This is a genomic window from Conexibacter sp. SYSU D00693, assembly GCF_017084525.1.
Taxonomy (GTDB): domain Bacteria; phylum Actinomycetota; class Thermoleophilia; order Solirubrobacterales; family Solirubrobacteraceae; genus Baekduia.
Map to the genome: position 1 here is coordinate 2,862,951 of NZ_CP070950.1, position 18,676 is coordinate 2,881,626.

General features: G+C 76.5%; 18 protein-coding genes, 2 tRNA genes and 2 pseudogenes. 13 read left to right on the forward strand and 9 right to left on the reverse strand.

What is annotated here, in order from left to right; genetic code table 11:
* Window positions 1–136 precede the first annotated feature (136 nt).
* Window positions 137–591 (forward strand): annotated as a pseudogene (locus tag JUB12_RS22360) (SRPBCC family protein).
* A 38-nt stretch (window positions 592–629) separates the two neighbouring features.
* Window positions 630–1,022, forward strand: a pseudogene (locus tag JUB12_RS22365) (group I intron-associated PD-(D/E)XK endonuclease); the annotation flags it as partial.
* 28 nt (window positions 1,023–1,050) lie between these two features.
* Here the strand turns inward: JUB12_RS22365 and JUB12_RS14230 are convergent.
* From JUB12_RS14230 to JUB12_RS14245, 4 genes are all read right to left on the reverse strand, one after another.
* Window positions 1,051–1,123: transfer RNA gene (locus JUB12_RS14230), tRNA-Ala, on the reverse strand.
* Window positions 1,124–1,148: 25 nt separating this feature from the next.
* A complete protein-coding gene (locus tag JUB12_RS14235) occupies window positions 1,149–2,444 on the reverse strand; it encodes a patatin-like phospholipase family protein (RefSeq protein WP_205696083.1) in 1,296 nt (431 codons plus the stop codon).
* Between the two features lie 72 nt (window positions 2,445–2,516).
* Window positions 2,517–3,218 carry a hypothetical protein gene (locus JUB12_RS14240; RefSeq protein ID WP_205696084.1) on the reverse strand — a complete coding sequence of 234 codons (702 nt, stop codon included), beginning with the start codon at window positions 3,216–3,218 and terminating at the stop codon, window positions 2,517–2,519.
* Between the two features lie 42 nt (window positions 3,219–3,260).
* A complete protein-coding gene (locus JUB12_RS14245; protein WP_205696085.1) occupies window positions 3,261–5,147 on the reverse strand; it encodes a diguanylate cyclase in 1,887 nt (628 codons plus the stop codon).
* Between the two features lie 48 nt (window positions 5,148–5,195).
* Here JUB12_RS14245 and JUB12_RS14250 point away from each other — a divergent pair.
* Window positions 5,196–5,268: transfer RNA gene (locus tag JUB12_RS14250), tRNA-Ala, on the forward strand.
* A 66-nt stretch (window positions 5,269–5,334) separates the two neighbouring features.
* On the opposite strand, the gene JUB12_RS14255 is transcribed toward JUB12_RS14250, so the two are convergent.
* Window positions 5,335–6,063, reverse strand: coding sequence for an SDR family oxidoreductase (locus JUB12_RS14255; protein ID WP_205696086.1), 729 nt, complete (start codon window positions 6,061–6,063; stop codon window positions 5,335–5,337).
* A gap of 59 nt (window positions 6,064–6,122) precedes the next feature.
* On the opposite strand from JUB12_RS14255, the gene JUB12_RS14260 reads away from it, so the two are divergent.
* Window positions 6,123–6,674, forward strand: a complete 552-nt coding sequence (locus JUB12_RS14260; RefSeq protein ID WP_205696087.1) for a TetR/AcrR family transcriptional regulator — start codon at window positions 6,123–6,125, stop codon at window positions 6,672–6,674.
* Here the strand turns inward: JUB12_RS14260 and JUB12_RS14265 are convergent.
* Entirely contained in the window at window positions 6,671–7,678 is a 1,008-nt protein-coding gene (locus JUB12_RS14265; RefSeq protein WP_205699780.1) for a HAMP domain-containing sensor histidine kinase, read from the reverse strand. The genes JUB12_RS14260 and JUB12_RS14265 overlap by 4 nt on opposite strands.
* A 41-nt stretch (window positions 7,679–7,719) precedes the next feature.
* A complete protein-coding gene (locus JUB12_RS14270) occupies window positions 7,720–8,382 on the reverse strand; it encodes a response regulator transcription factor (protein WP_205696088.1) in 663 nt (220 codons plus the stop codon).
* 149 nt (window positions 8,383–8,531) lie between these two features.
* On the opposite strand from JUB12_RS14270, the gene JUB12_RS14275 reads away from it, so the two are divergent.
* From JUB12_RS14275 to JUB12_RS14305, 7 genes are read left to right on the forward strand one after another with little or no spacing between them, the layout of a single operon-like run.
* Window positions 8,532–9,119, forward strand: coding sequence for a M15 family metallopeptidase (locus JUB12_RS14275; RefSeq protein ID WP_241004271.1), 588 nt, complete (start codon window positions 8,532–8,534; stop codon window positions 9,117–9,119).
* Window positions 9,116–9,679 carry a hypothetical protein gene (locus JUB12_RS14280; protein ID WP_205696090.1) on the forward strand — a complete coding sequence of 188 codons (564 nt, stop codon included), beginning with the start codon at window positions 9,116–9,118 and terminating at the stop codon, window positions 9,677–9,679. Before JUB12_RS14275 ends, JUB12_RS14280 begins: the two co-directional genes overlap by 4 nt.
* Window positions 9,676–10,761: an efflux RND transporter periplasmic adaptor subunit gene (locus tag JUB12_RS14285; RefSeq protein WP_205696091.1), complete on the forward strand. Its 1,086-nt coding sequence runs from the start codon at window positions 9,676–9,678 to the stop codon at window positions 10,759–10,761. The genes JUB12_RS14280 and JUB12_RS14285 overlap by 4 nt, the downstream gene beginning before the upstream one ends.
* Window positions 10,758–11,447 (forward strand): ABC transporter ATP-binding protein, encoded by a 690-nt coding sequence (locus tag JUB12_RS14290; RefSeq protein WP_205696092.1) that lies wholly within the window; start codon window positions 10,758–10,760, stop codon window positions 11,445–11,447. The genes JUB12_RS14285 and JUB12_RS14290 overlap by 4 nt, the downstream gene beginning before the upstream one ends.
* Window positions 11,444–12,667, forward strand: coding sequence for an ABC transporter permease (locus JUB12_RS14295; RefSeq protein ID WP_205696093.1), 1,224 nt, complete (start codon window positions 11,444–11,446; stop codon window positions 12,665–12,667). The genes JUB12_RS14290 and JUB12_RS14295 overlap by 4 nt, the downstream gene beginning before the upstream one ends.
* Window positions 12,668–12,694: 27 nt before the next feature.
* Window positions 12,695–13,273, forward strand: coding sequence for a TetR/AcrR family transcriptional regulator (locus JUB12_RS14300; RefSeq protein WP_205696094.1), 579 nt, complete (start codon window positions 12,695–12,697; stop codon window positions 13,271–13,273).
* Entirely contained in the window at window positions 13,270–14,502 is a 1,233-nt protein-coding gene (locus JUB12_RS14305; protein ID WP_205696095.1) for a glycosyltransferase, read from the forward strand. Before JUB12_RS14300 ends, JUB12_RS14305 begins: the two co-directional genes overlap by 4 nt.
* A gap of 1,308 nt (window positions 14,503–15,810) precedes the next feature.
* Here JUB12_RS14305 and JUB12_RS22370 read toward each other — a convergent pair.
* Window positions 15,811–16,023, reverse strand: coding sequence for a hypothetical protein (locus JUB12_RS22370; protein WP_205696096.1), 213 nt, complete (start codon window positions 16,021–16,023; stop codon window positions 15,811–15,813).
* A 479-nt stretch (window positions 16,024–16,502) separates the two neighbouring features.
* On the opposite strand from JUB12_RS22370, the gene JUB12_RS22375 reads away from it, so the two are divergent.
* Window positions 16,503–16,760 (forward strand): response regulator transcription factor, encoded by a 258-nt coding sequence (locus tag JUB12_RS22375; RefSeq protein ID WP_371822338.1) that lies wholly within the window; start codon window positions 16,503–16,505, stop codon window positions 16,758–16,760.
* Window positions 16,761–16,834: 74 nt separating this feature from the next.
* Window positions 16,835–17,653 carry an alpha/beta hydrolase gene (locus JUB12_RS14320; protein WP_205696098.1) on the forward strand — a complete coding sequence of 273 codons (819 nt, stop codon included), beginning with the start codon at window positions 16,835–16,837 and terminating at the stop codon, window positions 17,651–17,653.
* Here the strand turns inward: JUB12_RS14320 and JUB12_RS14325 are convergent.
* Window positions 17,650–18,675, reverse strand: coding sequence for a hypothetical protein (locus JUB12_RS14325; RefSeq protein WP_205696099.1), 1,026 nt, complete (start codon window positions 18,673–18,675; stop codon window positions 17,650–17,652). The two genes, JUB12_RS14320 and JUB12_RS14325, sit on opposite strands and share 4 nt — an antisense overlap.
* Window position 18,676: the final 1 nt, after the last annotated feature.

The window sequence follows — 18,676 nt, forward strand, 5'->3', positions numbered from 1 at the left end:
GCCACCCGTCCGGGGGGACGGTCCGACCGGTCCCGGCCCGGCGCTCCCCCGCGTACCCCGGGGGCCGGGACCGGTCGCTCACCGCTCGTCGCCGCGCCCGTTGAACGCCCGCCCGGACGGCTCTAGGGTCGCCGCCATGGCCGGCCGCTTCGAGGGGACGACGGTCGTCGACCGACCGATCGCCGAGGTGTTCGCGTTCCTCGCCGACGGCGAGAACGACCCCAAGTGGAGTCCACGCGTGCAGGAGATGCGCCAGCTCACCGACGGCCCACCCGGCGTCGGCACGCGCTTCGCCAGCACCGTCAGGGACGCGGGCATGACGACGACGCGCGAGTTCGAGCTGACGACGTTCGAGGCCCCGACGACGATCCGTTGGCAGGAGCGGTCCAAGAACCTCGTCACCGCGCGCGAGGGCGGCTACGACCTCGTCGACGAGGGCGACGGCCGCACGCGCGTGACGATCTTCAACGAGCTCGAGGGCCAGGCGCCGGCAAGCTCCTGGTGGGCCTGGCGGTGCGGGCGGCGCGCAAGGGCGCGCCGGAGATGGCGGCGTCGATCAAGCGCGCCGTCGAGGCCGAGCCCGCGGCCTGAGGGGGGCGAACTTCGGCGCCTGCGCCCTACAGGGGGTGATGGCGCCGCTCAAGCAGAAGGGCGACCTGGCCGAGCTCGCGGTCGCGATGGACCTGCGCCGGCGCGGGCACAAGGTCGCGTTCCCGTTCGGCGAGGACTGGGACTACGACCTGGTCGTCGAGCGCGAGGGGCGGCTCGAGCGGGTGCAGGTCAAGCACGTCCGCTCGGACGGTCGCGTCCTCGCGGTCCCCTGCTACTCGCTGTCGCTCACGGCGGGCAAGGTGCGAGCGAAGAAGCGCTACACCGCCGCCATCATCGACTGGCTGGCAGCGTGGGACGCGACGACCGGACAGTGCTACTACCTCCCCGCCAAGGCCCTCGGCGGTGGCCGCAGCGTCCTCACCCTCCGTCTCGTGCCGTGCGCCAACGGCCAGCGCGCGGGCATCCGATGGGCCGAGGACTACGTCGACCTCGGCCGAGTGGACCCTGCCGGGATCGAACCGGCGGCCTCCGCCTTGCAAAGGCGGCGCTCTCCCAGCTGAGCTAAGGGCCCTGGGACGACGGATTGTAGGCGCCGGCTAGCGCCGCCGCATGGCGCGGTACTCGTCGAGGACCGCCTGCTCGCGCGCGGCGTGGACGGCGGTGGCGTCGACGTCGAGGTCGTGCGCGGCGTCGGCGCACCAGAAGGCCGGGTGGCGGTCCAGCCAGCGCTGCGCGTCGCGACGGCCCTGCTCCAGGAGGCGCCCGGTGAAGACCTCGTCGAAGAGCAGGAAGCTCAGCAGCTCGCCGCGGGCGCCGGAGCGGTCGCCGCCCAGCAGGCGCGAGATCAGCGGGTAGTCGGGCGCCAGGAGGCCGCGCAGGCCGGCGTAGCGCTGGCGGAAGACCTCGTCGGCGAGCTCCGCGAGCTCCCCGCGGCGCTCCGGCGCGACGAGGGCGTAGGCGACCTTGCGGTAGGGCGCCCGGCCGCGGGCATGGCGGTAGGCGCGGGCGCTCGAGGAGATGCCCGAGGCCGCGCCGTCGGCGAAGAACGTGTTGATGGACGCCAGGCGGTGGACGTCGTCGGCCACCTGGTCGACGAGCAGGCCGTCGAGGATGTTGGCCGCGACGTCGGCGAAGCGCGGCGTCCCCGGGCGACGCGCGGGCTCGGCGCGGGCGGCGAAGGGCTCGAAGCCCAGGACGACGACGCGCTCGGCGCCCAGCGCCAGCGCCGGGGCGATCGGGGAGTTCAGGCGGGTCCCGCCGTCGATGTAGTGCCCCGCGACCGACGCCGGCGTCTTGACCTCGACGGGCGGGAAGAGCATCGGGATCGCGGCGCTGGCGCGCACGTGCTCGGGCTGGAGCGTGACGCGGACGTAGCGGGGGTCGTCCCCCGGCAGCGCCGGCGAGCCGCGGCGCGGCGCGTGGACGAACGCCACGGGACCGCCGTGGGCCAGGGAGGTCGCCACGACGCACACCGCCTCGAGCGCGCCCGAGCGCGCGTTGCGGTGCAGCGCCAGCCAGTCGATCCAGCGCTCGAGCGAGCGCTGCAGCGGCGTCGGGTCCAGCAGCGCCGCCAGGCGGATGCCCGGGACCTCGAGCACCTCGCCGAGCAGCCGCGCCAGCATGAGCGGGATGCCGGGACCGACGACCGGCCGCAGGACGTCGCCCTTGCGCATGTCCGTCCAGCGGGCGACGAGCGCCTCGGCCACCTCGGTGGCGGGACGGTCGGCCAGGGACCCCAGGAGCGCCGCGTTGATCGCGCCCACGCTCGTGCCGCAGAAGATCGTCGGCCGCTCGCCGCGGGCCTCGAGCTCGGGCAGCAGGACCGACAGCGCGCCCGCCTCGTAGGCGCCGCGCGCACCGCCGCCCGGCAGGACGATCGCGATCCTCGGCATCGCGACGATCGTCGCCGCCGCGCGACGGCCGGGCCATGGCCGCCGGGTCCAGCCGCCGGGGGCGGCGCTGTCCTAGAAGTCGAAGTCCTTCGGGGGCTTCTGCTCGAACCAGAGCCGGTCGTGCTCCGGCGTCTCCTGCAGGAAGTCCGGCGTCTCCTCGAGCTCGTCGTGCTCGCCGGGCTCGACGTCGGGGTCGGCGGCGCCCGCGGCGTCGGCGACCTCGTCGGCGGAGAACTCCTGGGTGCGCTGCAGGTCGTCGACGACGGGCCGCGGGTCCGCCGCGGGCGCCGGCGGCGCGGCGGGCGCCGGGGCCGGCGGCGGCGCGGGCGGCAGGCGGGTCTCCGCCGGCGGCGCGTACTCGGCCTCGGGCGGCGCGGGGGCGACGACGTCGTCGATGACGCCCGCCTCGCTGACCGCGCCCGGCACGTCGCCCGGCGCGACCGGGTCGTCGAAGTCCGTGGCCGGCGCGGGGGTGGGCTCGCGGCCCACGGGATCGTCGAAGGACGAGGCGACGGCCCCTACGGCAGCGTCGGCGTCGTCGTAGGCCGTGGCCGGCTCGTCCAGCGCCGGCTCGGCCACGTGCGCGGCCGGTGCCGGGGGTGCCGCCTCGGCGGTCCCGGCGGCGGCCGCCGGCGGGGTCAGCGCGGTCGCGCGCTCACCGCGGCGGGCGGGGCCGAGGGCCTCCGCCTCCTGCTGCGCGACCTCCTCGGCCGAGGCACCACGGCGGCGCTTGAGCTCGAGGTGCTCGCGGATCGCGTCGTCGAGCAGTCCCATCGGGGCAGATGCTAGCGGGGGCGGTCCCCGGAGCGGCGGGCGTCAGCCTGCACGCACGGTGCGGTTCTTGCCCGTGCGCTTGGCCTCGTAGAGCGCCTCGTCGGCCGCGGCGACCAGCCCGCGCAGGTCCTCGGCGCTCACCGGCAGCGCCGCGACGCCGAAGCTCGCCGTCACCCGCAGCGCGCCGTCCGCCAGCGGGAAGCGCAGCGCCTCGATGCCCGTGCGCACGCGCTCGGCCAGGTTGAACGCGCCCTCGAGGTCGGTGCCCGGGAGGACGACCGCCAGCTCCTCGCCGCCGTAGCGCGCCGGCTCGTCGATCTCGCGCGAGCTCTCGCGCAGGACGCGCGCGACCTCGCGCAGGACGACGTCGCCCTGCTGGTGGCCGTGGGTGTCGTTGACCTTCTTGAAGTCGTCGATGTCGAGCAGGACGAGCCCGACGTCGGTGCCGAAGCGCTTCGAGCGCTCCGCCTCGCGCTCCATCGCCTCCTGGAAGCGCCGGCGGTTGGACAGGCCCGTGAGCTCGTCGGTCACCGCCTGGCGCTCGACGGTCTCGTGCAGCCCGACGTTCTCCACGGAGACCGCCGCCTGGCCCGCGAGGTAGTGGAAGAGCTCCACCTCCGCCGCGCTGAACGTCGCCCCCTGGCGCCAGGCCGAGACGACGCCCGAGACCCGGCCCTCGTCGGCGCCCGGCGCGCCGCGCAGCGGGTGGGCCAACGCGGTCGCCCCGCCCTCGGAGGTCTGCGCCGCGTGGCCGGTGCGCAGGACCTCGCGCTCGGCCGCCACGACCGCGTCGGCCGAGGCGCCCGCGGGGGCGCCCGCCGTGGCCACCTGCTCGAGCGGGCCCTCCTCGTCGCGGCGCACCGACGCGCGGCCGCCGTCGGCGCCGACGCCGTCGACCGTGGTGGAGACCACGACCTCGAGCAGGCCGTCGCGGTCGAGGTTGGACGCGAACGCCTCGCCCGTCCGGCGCAGCGCCGTCTCCAGGCGCGCGCGCTCGCGCTCGAGCTCGGCCAGCCGCTCCTCCAGCTGGGCCGACATCTTGTTGAACTCCTCGCCGAGCGCCGCGAACTCGTCGTGGCCCGTGGTGGGCACCTGGGCGGAGAAGTCGCCCGTCCCGAGGCGCCGCGCGGCGTGCAGGAAGCCCTCGATCTGGCGCTGCAGCGACCGGGAGACGAGCACCGCGAAGGTGAACGCCAGGATGAAGAAGCCCGCGAGGATCCCGGCGGCCAGCAGGCGGCTGTCGCCGACCTCCGCGTCGGTCGCCGCGCTGGGCTCGAGCACCGTCACCTCGACCTGCGCGCCCAGGAAGCCCCCCGCGGTGAAGGTCGCCGCGCGGTACTCCGCGCCGCCGACCTCGACGTCGCCCACGGTGACCGCGTCGCGCGAGGGCGCCGGCAGCTGCGCGCGGCCCGAGCCGTCGAGCGTCGCCGCCAGCACCTCCCCGTCGCGGCGAACGACGACGTCGAGCTGCGTGACCTGCCGGACGAGCTTCGCGTAGGCGACCGCGTCGGTCGTCGCGACCTCGAGCCGGCCCACCCGCTGGTCGCCGTCGGCGAGGTTGCGCACCCCCGGGAAGACGCCGCGCGTCGAGCCGACGTCCGCCCGCAGCCGCCCGGCGTTCAGGACGATCCGCGACGCGCCGACGTCCTCGCGCAGCCGGCGCAGCCGGCGCTCGACCTGCGTCGCGCTGCCGGCGCGCACCGCGCTGGCGAGCCGCACGTCGGTCCCGACCACCTCGACCGCGTCGTTGCCGCGGCGCTGCGCGTCGTTGGCGAGGCCGATGGCCGCGTCCTGGCGGGCCGCGATCCGCGCGTCGGCCTTGCCGGTCTCGTTGTCGGCGATGAGCCGGAACAGGACCACCGCCACCGAGACCATCGGCACGATGACGATGAGGACGAAGAAGAGGGTGAGGCGGCTGCGGAAGCTCATCCGTGGCGCGGCGCTGCGACGGGGCAGGCTACACTTGGTCCCGCACGCGGGGCTATAGCTCAGTTGGGAGAGCGCCTGGATCGCACCCAGGAGGTCGGGGGTTCGAGTCCCCCTAGCTCCACCTCGTGGTGAAGCCCCCGCCCAGCGGGGGCTTCGTGCTCCGAGGACCGAGTCCTCCAGCCGGACCTCAGCGCTGCGCGGTCGGGCGCACGACGACCTCCCCGACGTCGACGTCGTCCGGCTGCTCCACGGCGAAGTCGATGGCGCGGGCGATCGCGGCCGGGGGGATGCCGAGCCCGTCGCCGCCCGCCGCGATCTGCGCGCGGATGTCCGGGTCGGTGACGGAGTCGGCGAAGTTCGTGGCGACGTAGCCGGGCGAGACCACGGTCACGCGCACGCCGGGGACCGCCTCCTGGCGCAGGCCCTCGGCCACCACGTTGACCGCGGTCTTCGTCGCCGCGTAGACGGCCATCGTCGGGAGGATCCGGTGGGCGGCCGTGGACGACGTGATCACGAGGTGGCCACCCTGCTGGTCCTCGAAGACCGGCAGGGCCGCGGCGATCCCGTGCAGCACGCCCTTGAGGTTCACGTCGACCATGGCCTCCCAGTCCTCGACGCGCAGGGCGTCCAGCCGGGAGATCGGGCCGACGCCGGCGTTGTTGACGAGGACGTCCAGGCGGCCGTGGCGCTCGAGGGCGAGGTCGACGAGCGCCTGCACGTCCTCGCGGTGGCGTACGTCGGTGACGCGGTAGGCGGCGTCCGGCCCCAGGCGCCCGGCGAGGTCCCGCAGCGGCGCCTCGCGCCGTGCCCCGAGCACGACCTTGGCGCCGCGCGCGGCGAAGAGCTCCGCCGTCGCCTCGCCGATGCCGCTGCTGGCGCCGGTGATGGCCACGACCTTGTCCCTGATGTCAGTCACAGACATCACCGTAGCACCGACATGTCAGTGGCTGACATCAGCCGCTAGGCTTCGGTCTCGTGGCCCGCTGGGAGCCAGACGCCCGTCGACGCCTGCAGGAGGCGGCGCTCAGCCTGTTCGCGCAACGCGGCTACGAGCAGACGACCGCCCGGCAGATCGCTGAGCAGGCCGGGCTCACCGAGCGCACCTTCTTCCGCCACTTCAGCGACAAGCGCGAGGTCCTCTTCGGCAACGAGGCGGCGCTGACCGACGCGCTGGTCGCCGGCGTGGTCGGCGCTCCGGCACGGGCGTCCGTGGCCAAGGCGGTCGAGGCCGGCGTCCGCGCCGCCGCGCGCCACATGGAGCCGCGCAAGGCGTTCCTGCGGCGCTTCGCCGACGTCGTGGCCCAGCACCCCGAGCTGCGCGAGCGCGAGCTCGCCAAGCAGCAGGCGATGGCGGGCGACGTGGCCGGCGCCCTGGCCGGTCGCGGGGTGGGGGACGTCGAGGCGCGGCTCGCCGGCGAGCTGACCATCGTGGTCCTGCGCCTGGGCTTCGAGCAGTGGCTGGCCCGCGGCGAGCAGCGCGCGTTCGAGGACGTCGTCGCCGACGTCCTCGCGCGGCGTCCGCGCTAGGCGCGCGGCAGGCGCACCACGGCGCGCAGGCCGCCCTCGTCGCGGGGGCTCAGGAGCAGCCGGCCGCCGTGGGCGTCGGAGATGCTCCGGACGATCGCCAGCCCCAGGCCGACGCCGGCGTGGTCGCCGCGCACGCGCGCACTGCCGCGCTGGAAGGGCTCGGCGAGCGTGGCGACGAGCTGGGGCGTCAGCGGCGCCCCCGTGCTGTCGACCGTCAGGACCACCGCGTCGGGCCCGGCGCTCGTGGTCGCCGTGACCGTGCCGCCGTCCGGGCGGTTGTGGACCACCCCGTTGTGCACGAGGTTCGTCACGAGCTGGAGCAGCAGCGCGTGCGAGCCGGTGGTCGGCGCGACGTCGCCGGCCGCCTCGAGCACGACGCCCCGCTCCTCGGCGAGGGGCACCAGCGTCTCGACGGCCTCCTCGACCAGCAGCGAGAGGTCGACGTCCTCGCGCGGGAAGGAGCGCTGGTCGGCGCGGCTGAGGACGAGCAGCGCCTCGGTGAGGTCGATGGCGCGGGCGTTGACGATGCGCAGGCGCTCGACGAGCTCGCCGCCGTCGCGGTCGGGGTCCTTGCGCGCGACGTCGAGCAGCGTCTGGGTGATGGCCAGCGGCGTGCGCAGCTCGTGCGACGCGTTGGCGGCGAAGCGCTGCTGGGCCGCGACGTCGGCCTCGATGCGGGCGAGCATCGCGTCGAAGGCGTCGGCGAGCTCGCGGAACTCGTCGTGGCGGTCGTGCAGCCGGATGCGGTGCGAGAGCACCCCGCCGGCCGCCACGCGCGTCGCGTCGGTGATCCGGTCCAGCGGGGCGAGCATGCGTCCCGCCAGCACCCAGCCGCCGACGAGGCCGACGACCAGCAGGCCGCCCATCAGCACCGCCGCGGCGGTCGCGAAGTCCCGCTGCAGGACCGACCGGTAGATGATCCCGCCCGGCACGGGCGCGACGTCGGGGAGGTTGCGGAAGACGAAGAGCCAGACCGCGAAGAGCAGCAGCGCCCCCGCGACCATGAGGAACCCGGCGTAGCTGAGCGTGAGCTTGAGCCGGACGCTCACGGGGCGTCGATGCGGTAGCCCACGCCCGGCACCGTGGCGATGACCCCGGGCTCGCCCAGGCGCTTGCGCAGCCCCGAGATCGTGATGCGCACGGCGTTGGTGAACGGGTCGGCGTGCTCGTCCCAGGCCTGGCGCAGCAGGTCCTCGGCGCTCACGACGCCGCCCTCGGCGGCGACGAGGACCTCGAGCACCGCGAACTGCTTGCGCGTGAGGGCGATGTAGCGGCCGTCGCGGAAGACCTCGCGCCGGAAGGGGTCGACCCGCAGGCCCGCCACCTCACGCACCGGCGGCCGGCTGTGCGCCCGGCGGCGGTCCAGCGCGCGCAGGCGCAGGACGAGCTCCTGCAGCTCGAAGGGCTTGGTCAGGTAGTCGTCGGCACCCAGCTCGAACCCCGAGGCCTTGTCGTCGAGCCGGTCGGCCGCGGTGAGCATGAGGATGGGCATCCCGCTGCCCGACGCGACGATCCGCCGGGCGACCTCGTCGCCGGAGGTCCCCGGGACGTCGCGGTCGAGCACCGCGATGTCGTAGTCGTTGACGCCCAGCAGGCGCAGGGCGCTGTCGCCGTCGTGCGCGACGTCGGCGGCGATCGCCTCGAGGCGCAGGCCGTCGCGGATCGCGCCCGCCATGAGCGGCTCGTCCTCGACCACCAGCACCCGCATGCCGCCCGACGCTAACGCGCCGGGCATGTCGTCCGTGTATCGGGAACGCGATACGCGTGGGCAACGCGCGGGCCCGTTCACTGCCCGCCGTGACCTCCGGCGCATCAGCACGAACGACGACCGGCCACGTCCGGATCCGCTGGCTCCGTGTGGCCCTGCTGCTCACCGGCCTCGCGGCGGCGGTGGCGGCGCTCAGCCACCTGCAGGTCCCCGATGCCGCGTCGTCCCTGACCTCCGGGACGCCGCTCGAGGCGCTGCGCGAGGACGGGCACGACGATGCGCACGGGACGGCCGCGGGCGCGGTGCCCGACGGCACCTCGGCCTTCGACGACCACGTGCCGGGGGTGGCCAAGCTCGACCCCGAGCTCCTGGGCGCGCTGCGCCAGGCGGCGAGCGCCGCGCAGGGCGAGGGCGTCGGCCTCCTCGTCGACAGCGGCTGGCGCTCGCCGGCCTACCAGCAGCGGCTGCTGGAGGAGGCCGTCGCCAAGTACGGCTCGGCCGCCGAGGCCGGGCGCTGGGTCGCGACCCCGGCGACGTCCGCGCACGTCGCCGGCGAGGCGGTCGACGTCGGCCCGCCCGCGGCGGCGGCGTGGCTGGGCCAGCGCGGAGCGGCGTTCGGCCTGTGCCAGGTCTACCGCAACGAGCCCTGGCACTTCGAGCTGCGTCCCGGCACGGCCGACCACGGGTGCCCGCCGCTGTACGCCGACCCGACCGAGGACCCGAGGATGCAGCCGTGAGCCGCGCGCTCCACGGCCTGGCCGCCACCGTGCTCGCCGCGCTCGCGGTGGCCGGGTGCTCGGGCGGCGGCGGGCAGGACGACCCCGTCACGGTGAGCGGCTCGCCGGGGGGCGGCACGGGCGGCGGCGCGACGGCGCCGAGCCAGGACCGGGCCGTGCGCTTCGCCACGTGCATGCGCGAGCACGGCGTGCCGGACTTCCCGGACCCCGACCCGTCGGGCGAGCTGACGCTCGACGGGGTCGTCAACGGGTCGTCCATCGACACCGACAGCCCGGCCTGGACGGGCGCGCTGCGGCGCTGTCGCGACCTGCAGCCCGCCGGCTTCGCCGGACGCCGGCGCAGCAGCGAGCAGCAGGAGGGAGCGCTGCGCTTCGCGCAGTGCATGCGCGAGCACGGCGTCTCCGACTTCCCGGACCCCACGCCCGGCGCCCCGCTGATCGACACGTCGCGCATCCCCTCCGCCAGGGGCCGCGGCGCGCGCGAGATCCCGGGGTTCACGGCCGCCACGGACGCCTGCATGACGACGTTCGGCGACCAGGTGGGGCTGCGGCGGCCGTGACGCGCGGGAGGTGGGCCCTGACCGGCGCCGCGACGCTCGTCGTCGCGGGCGCCGGCGTCGCGGGGGTCGCGGCGTCCGGCGGCGGCCAGACGCCACGAGCGGGCGAGCCGGGCCCGGTGGCCACCGCGACGGTGCAGCGCGGACGGCTGTCGGAGACCGTCTCGCGGCCCGGCACGCTGACCTACACGGCGCGCTCGGACGGCGCGCCCTACCGCGTGCGCAACCGGGCCAGCGGCACGTTCACCCGCCTGCCGCGCCTCGGCGCCCGCGTGCGCTGCGGCGACGTGCTGTACCGCGTCGACGAGGAGCCGGTCCTGCTGCTGTGCGGCGCGGTCCCGGTCTTCCGCGACCTCCGGGAGGGCGACGAGGGCCGCGACGTCCTGCAGCTCAACCGCAACCTCCAGCGCCTCGGCCTCGGGACCGACCGCCACGAGCGCCGCTTCACCTGGCGCACCCTCGCGGCGCTCGAGCGCCTGCAGCACCGGCGCGGGATGGAGGAGACGGGCGAGCTGGCCGACGACGACGCGGTCGTCCTGCCCGCCGCCGCCCGCGTCGCGAAGGTCACCGCCCAGGCGGGCGACCCCGCGCGCGCGGGCGCCGAGGTGGTGCAGGCGACGTCGGCCACGCTCGGGGTGCGCCTCGAGCTCGACCCCGCGCAGCGGGGGAGCCTGCGCACCGGCGACCGCGCGCGGGTGACGCTGCCAGGGGGCCGCTCGGCCACCGGGCGCGTCGTCCGGGTCGGCCGGGTCGCGCAGGCCCCCGACGAGGAGGACGCCGGCAGCGGGGGCGCCGCGACGATCCCGGTCACCGTCCGCCTCGACGACGCCGGCGCGGCGGGCGGGCTCGACCGCGCGCCCGTCCAGGTCGAGGTGCGCACCCGCGGCGTGCGCGACGTGCTGAGCGTCCCCGTGACCGCGCTCGTCGGACGGACGGGCGGCGGCTTCGCGGTCGAGGTGGTGGGCGCCGGCGGCCGGCGCGCGCTCGTCGCCGTGCGCGTCGGGCTGTTCGACGCCGCCCAGGGGCGGGTGCAGGTGCAGGGCGGCGTGCGCGCGGGGGACCGCGTGGTGGTGCCGGCGTCGTGAGCGCCGAGCCCGTCCTCGAGCTCGACGACGTGACCAAGGTCTACGGGCAGGCGCCGCCGGTGCCGGCGCTGCGGGGGGTGTCGCTCACGGTGTGCCGCGGCGAGCTGGCGGCCGTGGTGGGGCCGTCCGGCTCGGGGAAGTCGACGCTCCTGCACGTCATGGGCACGCTGGAGCGTCCGAGCAGCGGCCGGCTGCGCGTCGGGGGCGTCGACGCCGCGGGGCTCGGCGACCGTGCGCTGTCGCGGCTGCGCGCCCGCGAGATCGGCTTCGTCTTCCAGCAGTTCTTCCTCGCCGAGCACGCCAGCGTCCGCGAGAACGTGGCCGACGGACTGCTCTACGCCGGCGTGCCCGCGCCCGAGCGCCGCCGGCGCGCGGAGGAGGCGCTCGCGCGCGTGGGCCTCGCCGAGCGCGCGGGAGCGCGCCCGACCCAGCTCTCGGGCGGCGAGCGCCAGCGGGTGGCGATCGCCCGCGCGCTGGTGGGGCGCCCCGCGATCGTCCTCGCCGACGAGCCGACGGGCAACCTGGACAGCGCGACCGGCGCGGCGATCGTCGAGCTCCTGCGCGAGCTGCACGCGGGCGGCGCGACGATCGTCGTGATCACCCACGACGCCGCACTCGCCGAGCAGCTGCCCCGCCGGGTGCGGATGCTCGACGGCCGCGTCGTCGACGACGCCGGCGCCCGATGAGCCCACCGTCCGGACGGCTCGGGCTGCGCGACGGGCTGCGGGTCGCGAGCGTGGGGCTGCGCACCCGGCGGCTGCGCGCCGCGCTGTCGGCCCTGGGCATCGCGATCGGGACGGCGGCGATCGTCGCCGTCCTCGGGCTGTCGTCGTCCTCCCAGGCCGGCCTGCTCGAGGAGATCGACCGGCTCGGGACCGACCTGCTGACCGTGGAGGCCGGCCAGCGCCTCACCGGCGGCAAGGCGACGCTGCCCCACGAGGCCATCGCGCGCCTGGGGCACCTCGCGGGCGTCGAGCGCCTCGCGCACACCGGCCTGGTGGACGACGCGCGGGTGTACCGCAGCCCGCTCGTGCCGGCCGGCAACACCGGCGGTCTGCAGGTCCGTGCCGCCAGCCTCGACCTGCCGTCCGTGCTCGGCGTCCCCGTCGCCCACGGGGCGTGGCTGGACGCCGCCACCGCCCGCGTGCCGGTCGTCGTCCTCGGCGCGACCGCCGCGCGGCGCCTGGGGATCGACCGCGTGGCCCCGGGGCTGCGGATCTGGCTGGGCGGCGCGTGGTTCGACGTCGCCGGCGTGCTGGCGCCCGCGCCGCTGGCGCCCGACGTCGACGTCAGTGCCCTGGTCGGCTACCCCGCCGCGCAGCGTCACCTCGGCTTCCGCAGCACGGTCCGCGGCCACGTCGTCGCCGGCCCGCCGAGCACGGTCTACGTCCGCACCGCCACGGGCGAGGAGTCCGCGGTGCAGGCGGTGCTCGCGCCGACCGCCAGCCCGGAGGCGCCCAACGAGGCCGACGTGAGCCAACCCTCCGACGTCCTGACCGCGCGCGCCGCGGCGGCCGGCGCGTTCGACAGCCTGTTCCTCGGCCTGGGCGCCGTCGCGCTGCTCGTGGGCGCCGTCGGCGTCGCCAACACCATGCTCATCTCCGTGCTGGAGCGCCGCTCGGAGATCGGCCTGCGCCGGGCGCTCGGCGCCACGCGCGGGCAGGTCCGCACGCAGTTCGTCGCCGAGTCGACGCTCCTGGCGGTCCTCGGCGGGGTGACCGGCGTCCTGGCCGGCGGGGCGGCGACCGCCGTCTACGCGAGCACGAAGGGCTGGACGGTGGTCGTCCCGCCGGAGGCGTGGGCGGCCGGCATCGGCTCGGCGGTGCTCATCGGCGCGCTCGCCGGGCTCCTGCCGGCCGCCCGTGCCTCGCGCCTGTCGCCCACCGCGGCCCTGCGCACGGCCTGAGGGTTCGCGTTACCATCGGCAACGCGAATGTCGCCGAGGACGTACGAGAAGGCCGCCCGGGCCGTCGGCGAGGAGCGCACGCGCACCGCGCTGCTCGACGCGGCCGAGCGCGCGTTCCTCGCCGGCCGCTGGTCGGCTGCGTCGCTCACCGCCCTCGCGCACGAGGCCGGCGTGACCAAGCAGACCCTCCTGCGGCACTTCGGCTCGAAGGACGGCCTGCTCGAGCGCGCCGTGCAGCGGGCCCTCGACCGCACCGCCCGGCAGCGCCTCGGACCACCTCCGCCCGACGTCGCCGCGGCCGTCGACGACCTCCTCGACCACTACGCCCGCGACGGGGAGCGGGCGCTGGCCCTCGAGGCCCTCGAAGGCACCGGCGCGGTGGCCGTCGTGCGCGACCGCGCCCGTGCCCTGCACCACGCGTGGGTCGACCACGCGTTCGCGCCGTGGCTCGCGGGCCCGGAGCGCGAGCGCCGCCGCGCGGCGACCATCGCCCTGTGCGACGTGCGGGCCTGGGCGGTCCTGTCCCGCGACCTCGGCCTCGGCCGCGACGAGGTGCACGCGACGCTCACGCTCGCCCTGGACCGCCTCCTGGGGCCGGCGCCGTGAGGGTCCTGGCGTACACGTCCCCGGCCCGCGGCCACCTCTTCCCGCTCGTCGCGATCGCGCAGGAGCTCCGGCGGCGAGGCCACGACGTCGCGGTCCGCACGCTCGCCGCCGAGGTCGACCGCCTGCGCGCGCTCGGCTTCGCGGCCGCGCCGATCGCCCCGGCGATCGAGGCCCTCGAGCACGACGACCACGCGGCGCGCTCGCCGATCGGCGGACTGCGGCGCTCCCTGGCGACCTTCGCCCGCCGCGCGCCGCACGAGGTCGACGACCTCCGTGGGGCCATCGCGCAGCAACGGCCCGACGTCGTGCTCGTCGACTGCGCCGCCTGGGGCGCGAGCGCGGCGGCGGAGGCGTGGGGCGGGCCCTGGGCGCAGTGGTTCCCCTACCCGCTGCCGCTGAGCGCGCCGGACGTCCCGCCGTTCGGCCCGGGCTTCGCGCCCGCCGCCGGCCCTCTCGGCCGGCTGCGCGACCGCGTCGTGGGTCCGCCGCTGCTGCGGGTGCTCGAGCGCGCGAGCCTCCCGCGCTTCAACCCGGTGCGCGTCGCTGCGGGCGCGCCGCCGTTCCGCCGCGCCGACGACATGTGGACCGCGGCGCCGCTGCTGCTGCACCTGTCGGCCGAGCCGTTCGAGCACCCCCGCGCCCACTGGCCGCCGAACGTCCGGCTCGTCGGACCGTGCGCGTGGGACCCGCCCGGCGAGGACCCGCCGTGGCTCGCCGCCCTCGGTGACCGGCCGCTCGTCCTGGTGACCACGTCCTCGGAGTTCCAGGACGACGGCCGCCTCGTGCGCACCGCGCTCGACGCGCTCGCCGAGGAGGACGTGGACGTCGTCGCCACGCTGCCCTCCGCGCAGCTCGACGGCCCGATCCCGCCCAACGCCCGGGTCGAGCGCTTCGTCCCGCACGGCCCGCTGCTCGGTCGAGCGGCGTGCGCGGTCACCCACGGTGGCGCGGGCGCGACCCAGAAGGCGCTCGCCGCGGGCGTGCCGGTCTGCGTCGTGCCCTTCGGCCGCGACCAGCTCGAGGTCGCCAGCCGCGTCGAGGGCTGCCAGGCCGGCGTGCGCCTCCCGCGGCGGCGCCTCGGCGCCGCACGGCTGCGCGCCGCGGTGCACGAGGCCATCGCGCGGCGCGACGGCGCCGCGCGCGTCGCCCGGGCCTTCGCCGACGCCGGCGGACCGCCGGCGGCCGCCGACCACCTCGAGGCGCTCGCCGCACGGCACGACGCCCTCTAGGCTCCTGCCCGTGGGGGACGCCGGGGGGCGCTCTGACGGGCCGGTGCTGCTGGTCACCAAGCTCCACCCTCCCGCCGTGCCGCCGCAGGCCGTGGACCGCCCGCGGCTGTTCGACCGCCTCGCCCAGGGCCGCGGCCGGCGGCTGACCCTCATCGCCTGCCCGGCGGGCTTCGGCAAGTCGACGGTGCTGGCCGGCTGGTGCGCGCGCGAGGCGGCGCGGGGGCCGGTGGCGTGGGTGACGCTGGACGAGCGCGACGGCGACGCCGTGGTGCTGTGGCTGCACGTGGTGGAGGCGCTGAGCCGCGCGCTGCCGGCGCTGCCGCGCGAGGAGCTGGTCGCGCAGGTCACGACGGCGCCGCTGCTGGAGATCGCGCTGCCGCGGTTGGTCAACGCGCTGGCCGAGCAGGAGGGCGTGCTGCTCGTCCTCGACGACCTGCACCGGGTGACGAGCGCCGCCGTGCTGGCCACCATCTCCTGGGTCGTCGACCACCTCCCCGCCTCGACGCAGCTCGTCCTCGCCACCCGCACGGACCCGGCCCTCGAGCTCGGCGCCCTGCGGGCCCACGGCCAGCTCCTCGAGCTGCGTACGGACGACCTGCGGTTCACGCGCGCGGAGGCCGAGCTCTTCCTCAACGACCGCCTCGGCCTCGGCCTGGACCCCGAGGACGTCGACGTGCTCGTCGCGCGCACCGAGGGCTGGCCCGCCGGGGTCTACCTCGCGGCGCTGACGGTGGCCGGCCGGCCGGACCCGAGCCGCGCCGTGCGCGCGTTCCACGGCACGAGCGCCCACGTCGCCGACTTCCTCACCAGCGAGGTGCTCGGCGGCTACGACACGGCGCTCCAGACGTTCATGCTGCGCACCTCGGTCCTCGAGCGCCTGTGCCCCGGGCTGTGCGCGGCCGTCGCGGGCGACAGCGCCCCCGACGGCGCGCTCGCGCAGCTCGCCCGGTCCAACCTCTTCCTCCTGCCACTGGACGACGAGCGCCGCTGGTACCGCTTCCACCACCTCTTCGCCGAGCTGCTGCGCAGCGAGCTCGACCGGCGCGAGCCGGGTGCGGCCGCGGAGCTGCACCGCCGCGCCGCCGCCTGGCACGCGGCGCGCGGCACGACCGACGAGGCCGTCCACCACGCGGTCGAGGGCGGGGACCACGCGCTCGCCGGCGAGCTCGTCGCCGCCAGCTGGGTGCACTACGTCAACGCCGGGCGCACCTCCTCGGTCCAGGACTGGCTCGAGCGCCTGCCGCGCGCCGTCGTCGCGCACGACCCGCGCCTGGGCCTCGTGCGCGCGTGGGTCGCCGCGCTGCGCGGTCACGAGGCGCAGATGCGCGAGGCGCTGGCCGGCGTGGCGGCCGTCGGCGACCAGGACGACGGCCCGCTGCCCGACGGCTTCGCCTCGCGCGCCTCGAGCGTCGCGGTGCTCACCGCCGCCTTCGCGTGGGGCGACGTCGGCCGGGCGCTCGCGGCGGGCGAGCGCTCGGCGCGGCTCGAGCCACCGGGTTCGCCGTGGCGCCCCGTGGTCACGTGGTCGCTGGGCTGGGCGCACCTGGTCGACGGCGACCTCGACCGCGCCGAACGTTGGCTGACCGAGACCGTCGAGACCGCCCCGGCGGCCGAGCAGTGGGTCGTCGGCGTCGGCGCGGCCGCCGACCTGTCGCTCATCGCGGGGATGCGCGGGCAGCGCGCGGCGCAAGCTGCGCCAGGCGGAGGCGACGGTCGCCTGGGCGGCGGAGGTCGGGCTCCTCGACGCCGCCGAGGTCGGCGAGGTCCACACCGCCCACGGCGTCGCGCTCGCCGCGCACGACCGCTGGGACGAGGCGCTCGAGGCGCTCGAGCGCGGAGTGCTCCTCCGGCGGATCTGGGGCCAGCCGCTGGACCTCGTCGACGGGCTCATCCCCCTCGCCGCCGCCGCCGCGACCGTCGGCGACCGGCTCCGGGCCCTCGAGCTCTTCGACGAGGCCCGCGCGGTCCTCGCCCGTTGCCCGGACCCCGGTCAGCTGCCCGTGCGCCTGCAGCAGGCGATCCGCGCCGCCGGGCTGCGCCAGGCGGCGCAGGCCGCCGACGAGCGCGCCGCCGTCACCGCGCGGGAGCTCGCCGTCCTGCGCCTCCTGAGCGGCGACCTGTCCGAGCGCGAGATCGGCCGGGAGCTCTTCGTCTCGTTCAACACGGTCCACAGCCACGTCAAGTCGCTGTACCGCAAGCTCGACGCGTCGTCGCGCGCCGAGGCCGTCGCCCGCGCGCGCGAGCGCGGGCTGCTCTGAGCGCCCGGGTCACCTAGGTGAAGTGCCCGGGAGGTGATGACAGGCCACCCACCCCGCGCGCAGGCTGCCGGGCCATGTCGCCCGTCACGCCGGACACCATCGTCCTGATCCACGGCTTCTGGGTCACGCCCCGCAGCTGGGAGCACTGGATCGACCGCTACGAGGCCCAGGGCTTCCGCGTCCTGGCCCCCGCCTACCCCGGCTTCGAGGTCGAGGTCGAGGCGCTCAACGCCGACCCGTCGCCGATCGAGGCGGTGACGGTGCCGCAGATCATCGACCACCTCGAGGCCGTCGTCGGCGAGCTCGACCAGCCGCCGATCATCATGGGCCACTCGGCCGGCGGCGTGTTCACCCAGCTCCTGCTCGACCGCGGCCACGGCGCCGCCGGCGTCGCCATGAACTCCGCGCCGACCGAGGGGGTCAAGCGCGTCCCCCTCTCCCAGGTGCGCGCGACGTTCCCCGTGCTGCGCAACCCCGCCAACCGCCACCGCGCCGTGGGCTTCACCGCCGACCAGTGGCACTACGCGTTCGCCAACACGTTCAGCCAGGAGGAGTCGCTGGCGCTCTACGAGCGCTACCACGTGCCCGCCTCGGGCCCGATCTTCTGGGGCAGCGCCCTGGCCAACGTCCATCCGGGCCCCGACGAGACGCACGTCGACTACCACAACGACGACCGCGCACCGCTGCTGTTCGTGGCGGCCACCGACGACCACCTGATGCCGCCCTCGATCCAGCGCTCGAACGCCAAGCACTACAAGAGCGACACGGTGACCGAGGTCATCGAGGTCCCGGGGCCGCACCTGATGCCCGCCGCCCCGGGCTGGGAGGACGTCGCCGACCGCGTGCTCGCGTGGGCGATGGAGCAGGCCGGCGCGCGCGCCGGGGCGGTCTAGCCGCCGATCGTGAAGTCGCGCCGCAGCTGGTCGGCGACGAGGCCGGCGGCGATCTTGCCGCCGGTCTCGTTGAGGTGCACGCCGTCGGGGTCGCGGATGATCTGACGGCGCCCGCCGATCTCGAGCGCGTCGTCGTACTTGCCGCCCGGCGTGATCCGGGCGGCGAGGTCGACGAGGCGCACCTCGGCCCCGAAGGCGCCGGCGGCGACGCGGTTGGCCTGGTTGACCGACCGGATGTTCGCGTCGGCCGAGCGGTCGCGCGCGACGGGCAGGACCATCCAGTAGACCTTGCCCTTCCCGCCCTGGCCGTAGCTGGCCATCATCGCCCGGGCCCGCGTCGCGTACTCGGCCGCCCACGCCGGGCCGCAGCACTTGACCTCGCCGGCCGGCGTCTTCATGGGGAAGGTGTCGCCGGCGCCGAGGAAGACGACCGTCGCGTCGGGCTTGTCGCGCTTGGCCTGGACGCCCGCGTACTTGCCCCAGTCGACGAGCCCAGGCTTGGAGATGCCCGTGCCGAACTTCGGGTCGCGGATGGTCTTCACGCCCTGGTCGGCGAACATCCGCGCGAGCTCGGCGTCCATCGGCTGGGTCATCGAGTCGCCGGTGATCAGCAGCGTCTTGAGCGCGGGCTTGGCGGTCGGGCGCTGGCCGAGCTCCTCGGGCGTGAACGCGCTTGGCGCCACGCGGCTCGTGCCGCCCCCGCCGGCGGCGGTGAAGGACCCGTCCTCGGAGGAGACGTCGTCGTCGGGCGACAGCCACCCCGTCATCTCGTCGACGGCCGACGAGACCGGCAGGTGGTCGGCGATCCAGCCGGCCGGGTGGCCGACCCCGGTGACGAGGTCCTTCTCCCAGCCGGGGTTCATCTTCTGGCCCTGGCGCAGGATGCCGTCGCCGTCGATGACGACGAGCAGCGCGAGCGCGACGAGGACGGCGACGATCGCGCGCTTGGCGGTCATCGTGCGCCCACCGGGCATGTGGTCGTCCAGCGTGGGCTCAGGGGCCTGGGGTGCGGTGACGGACATG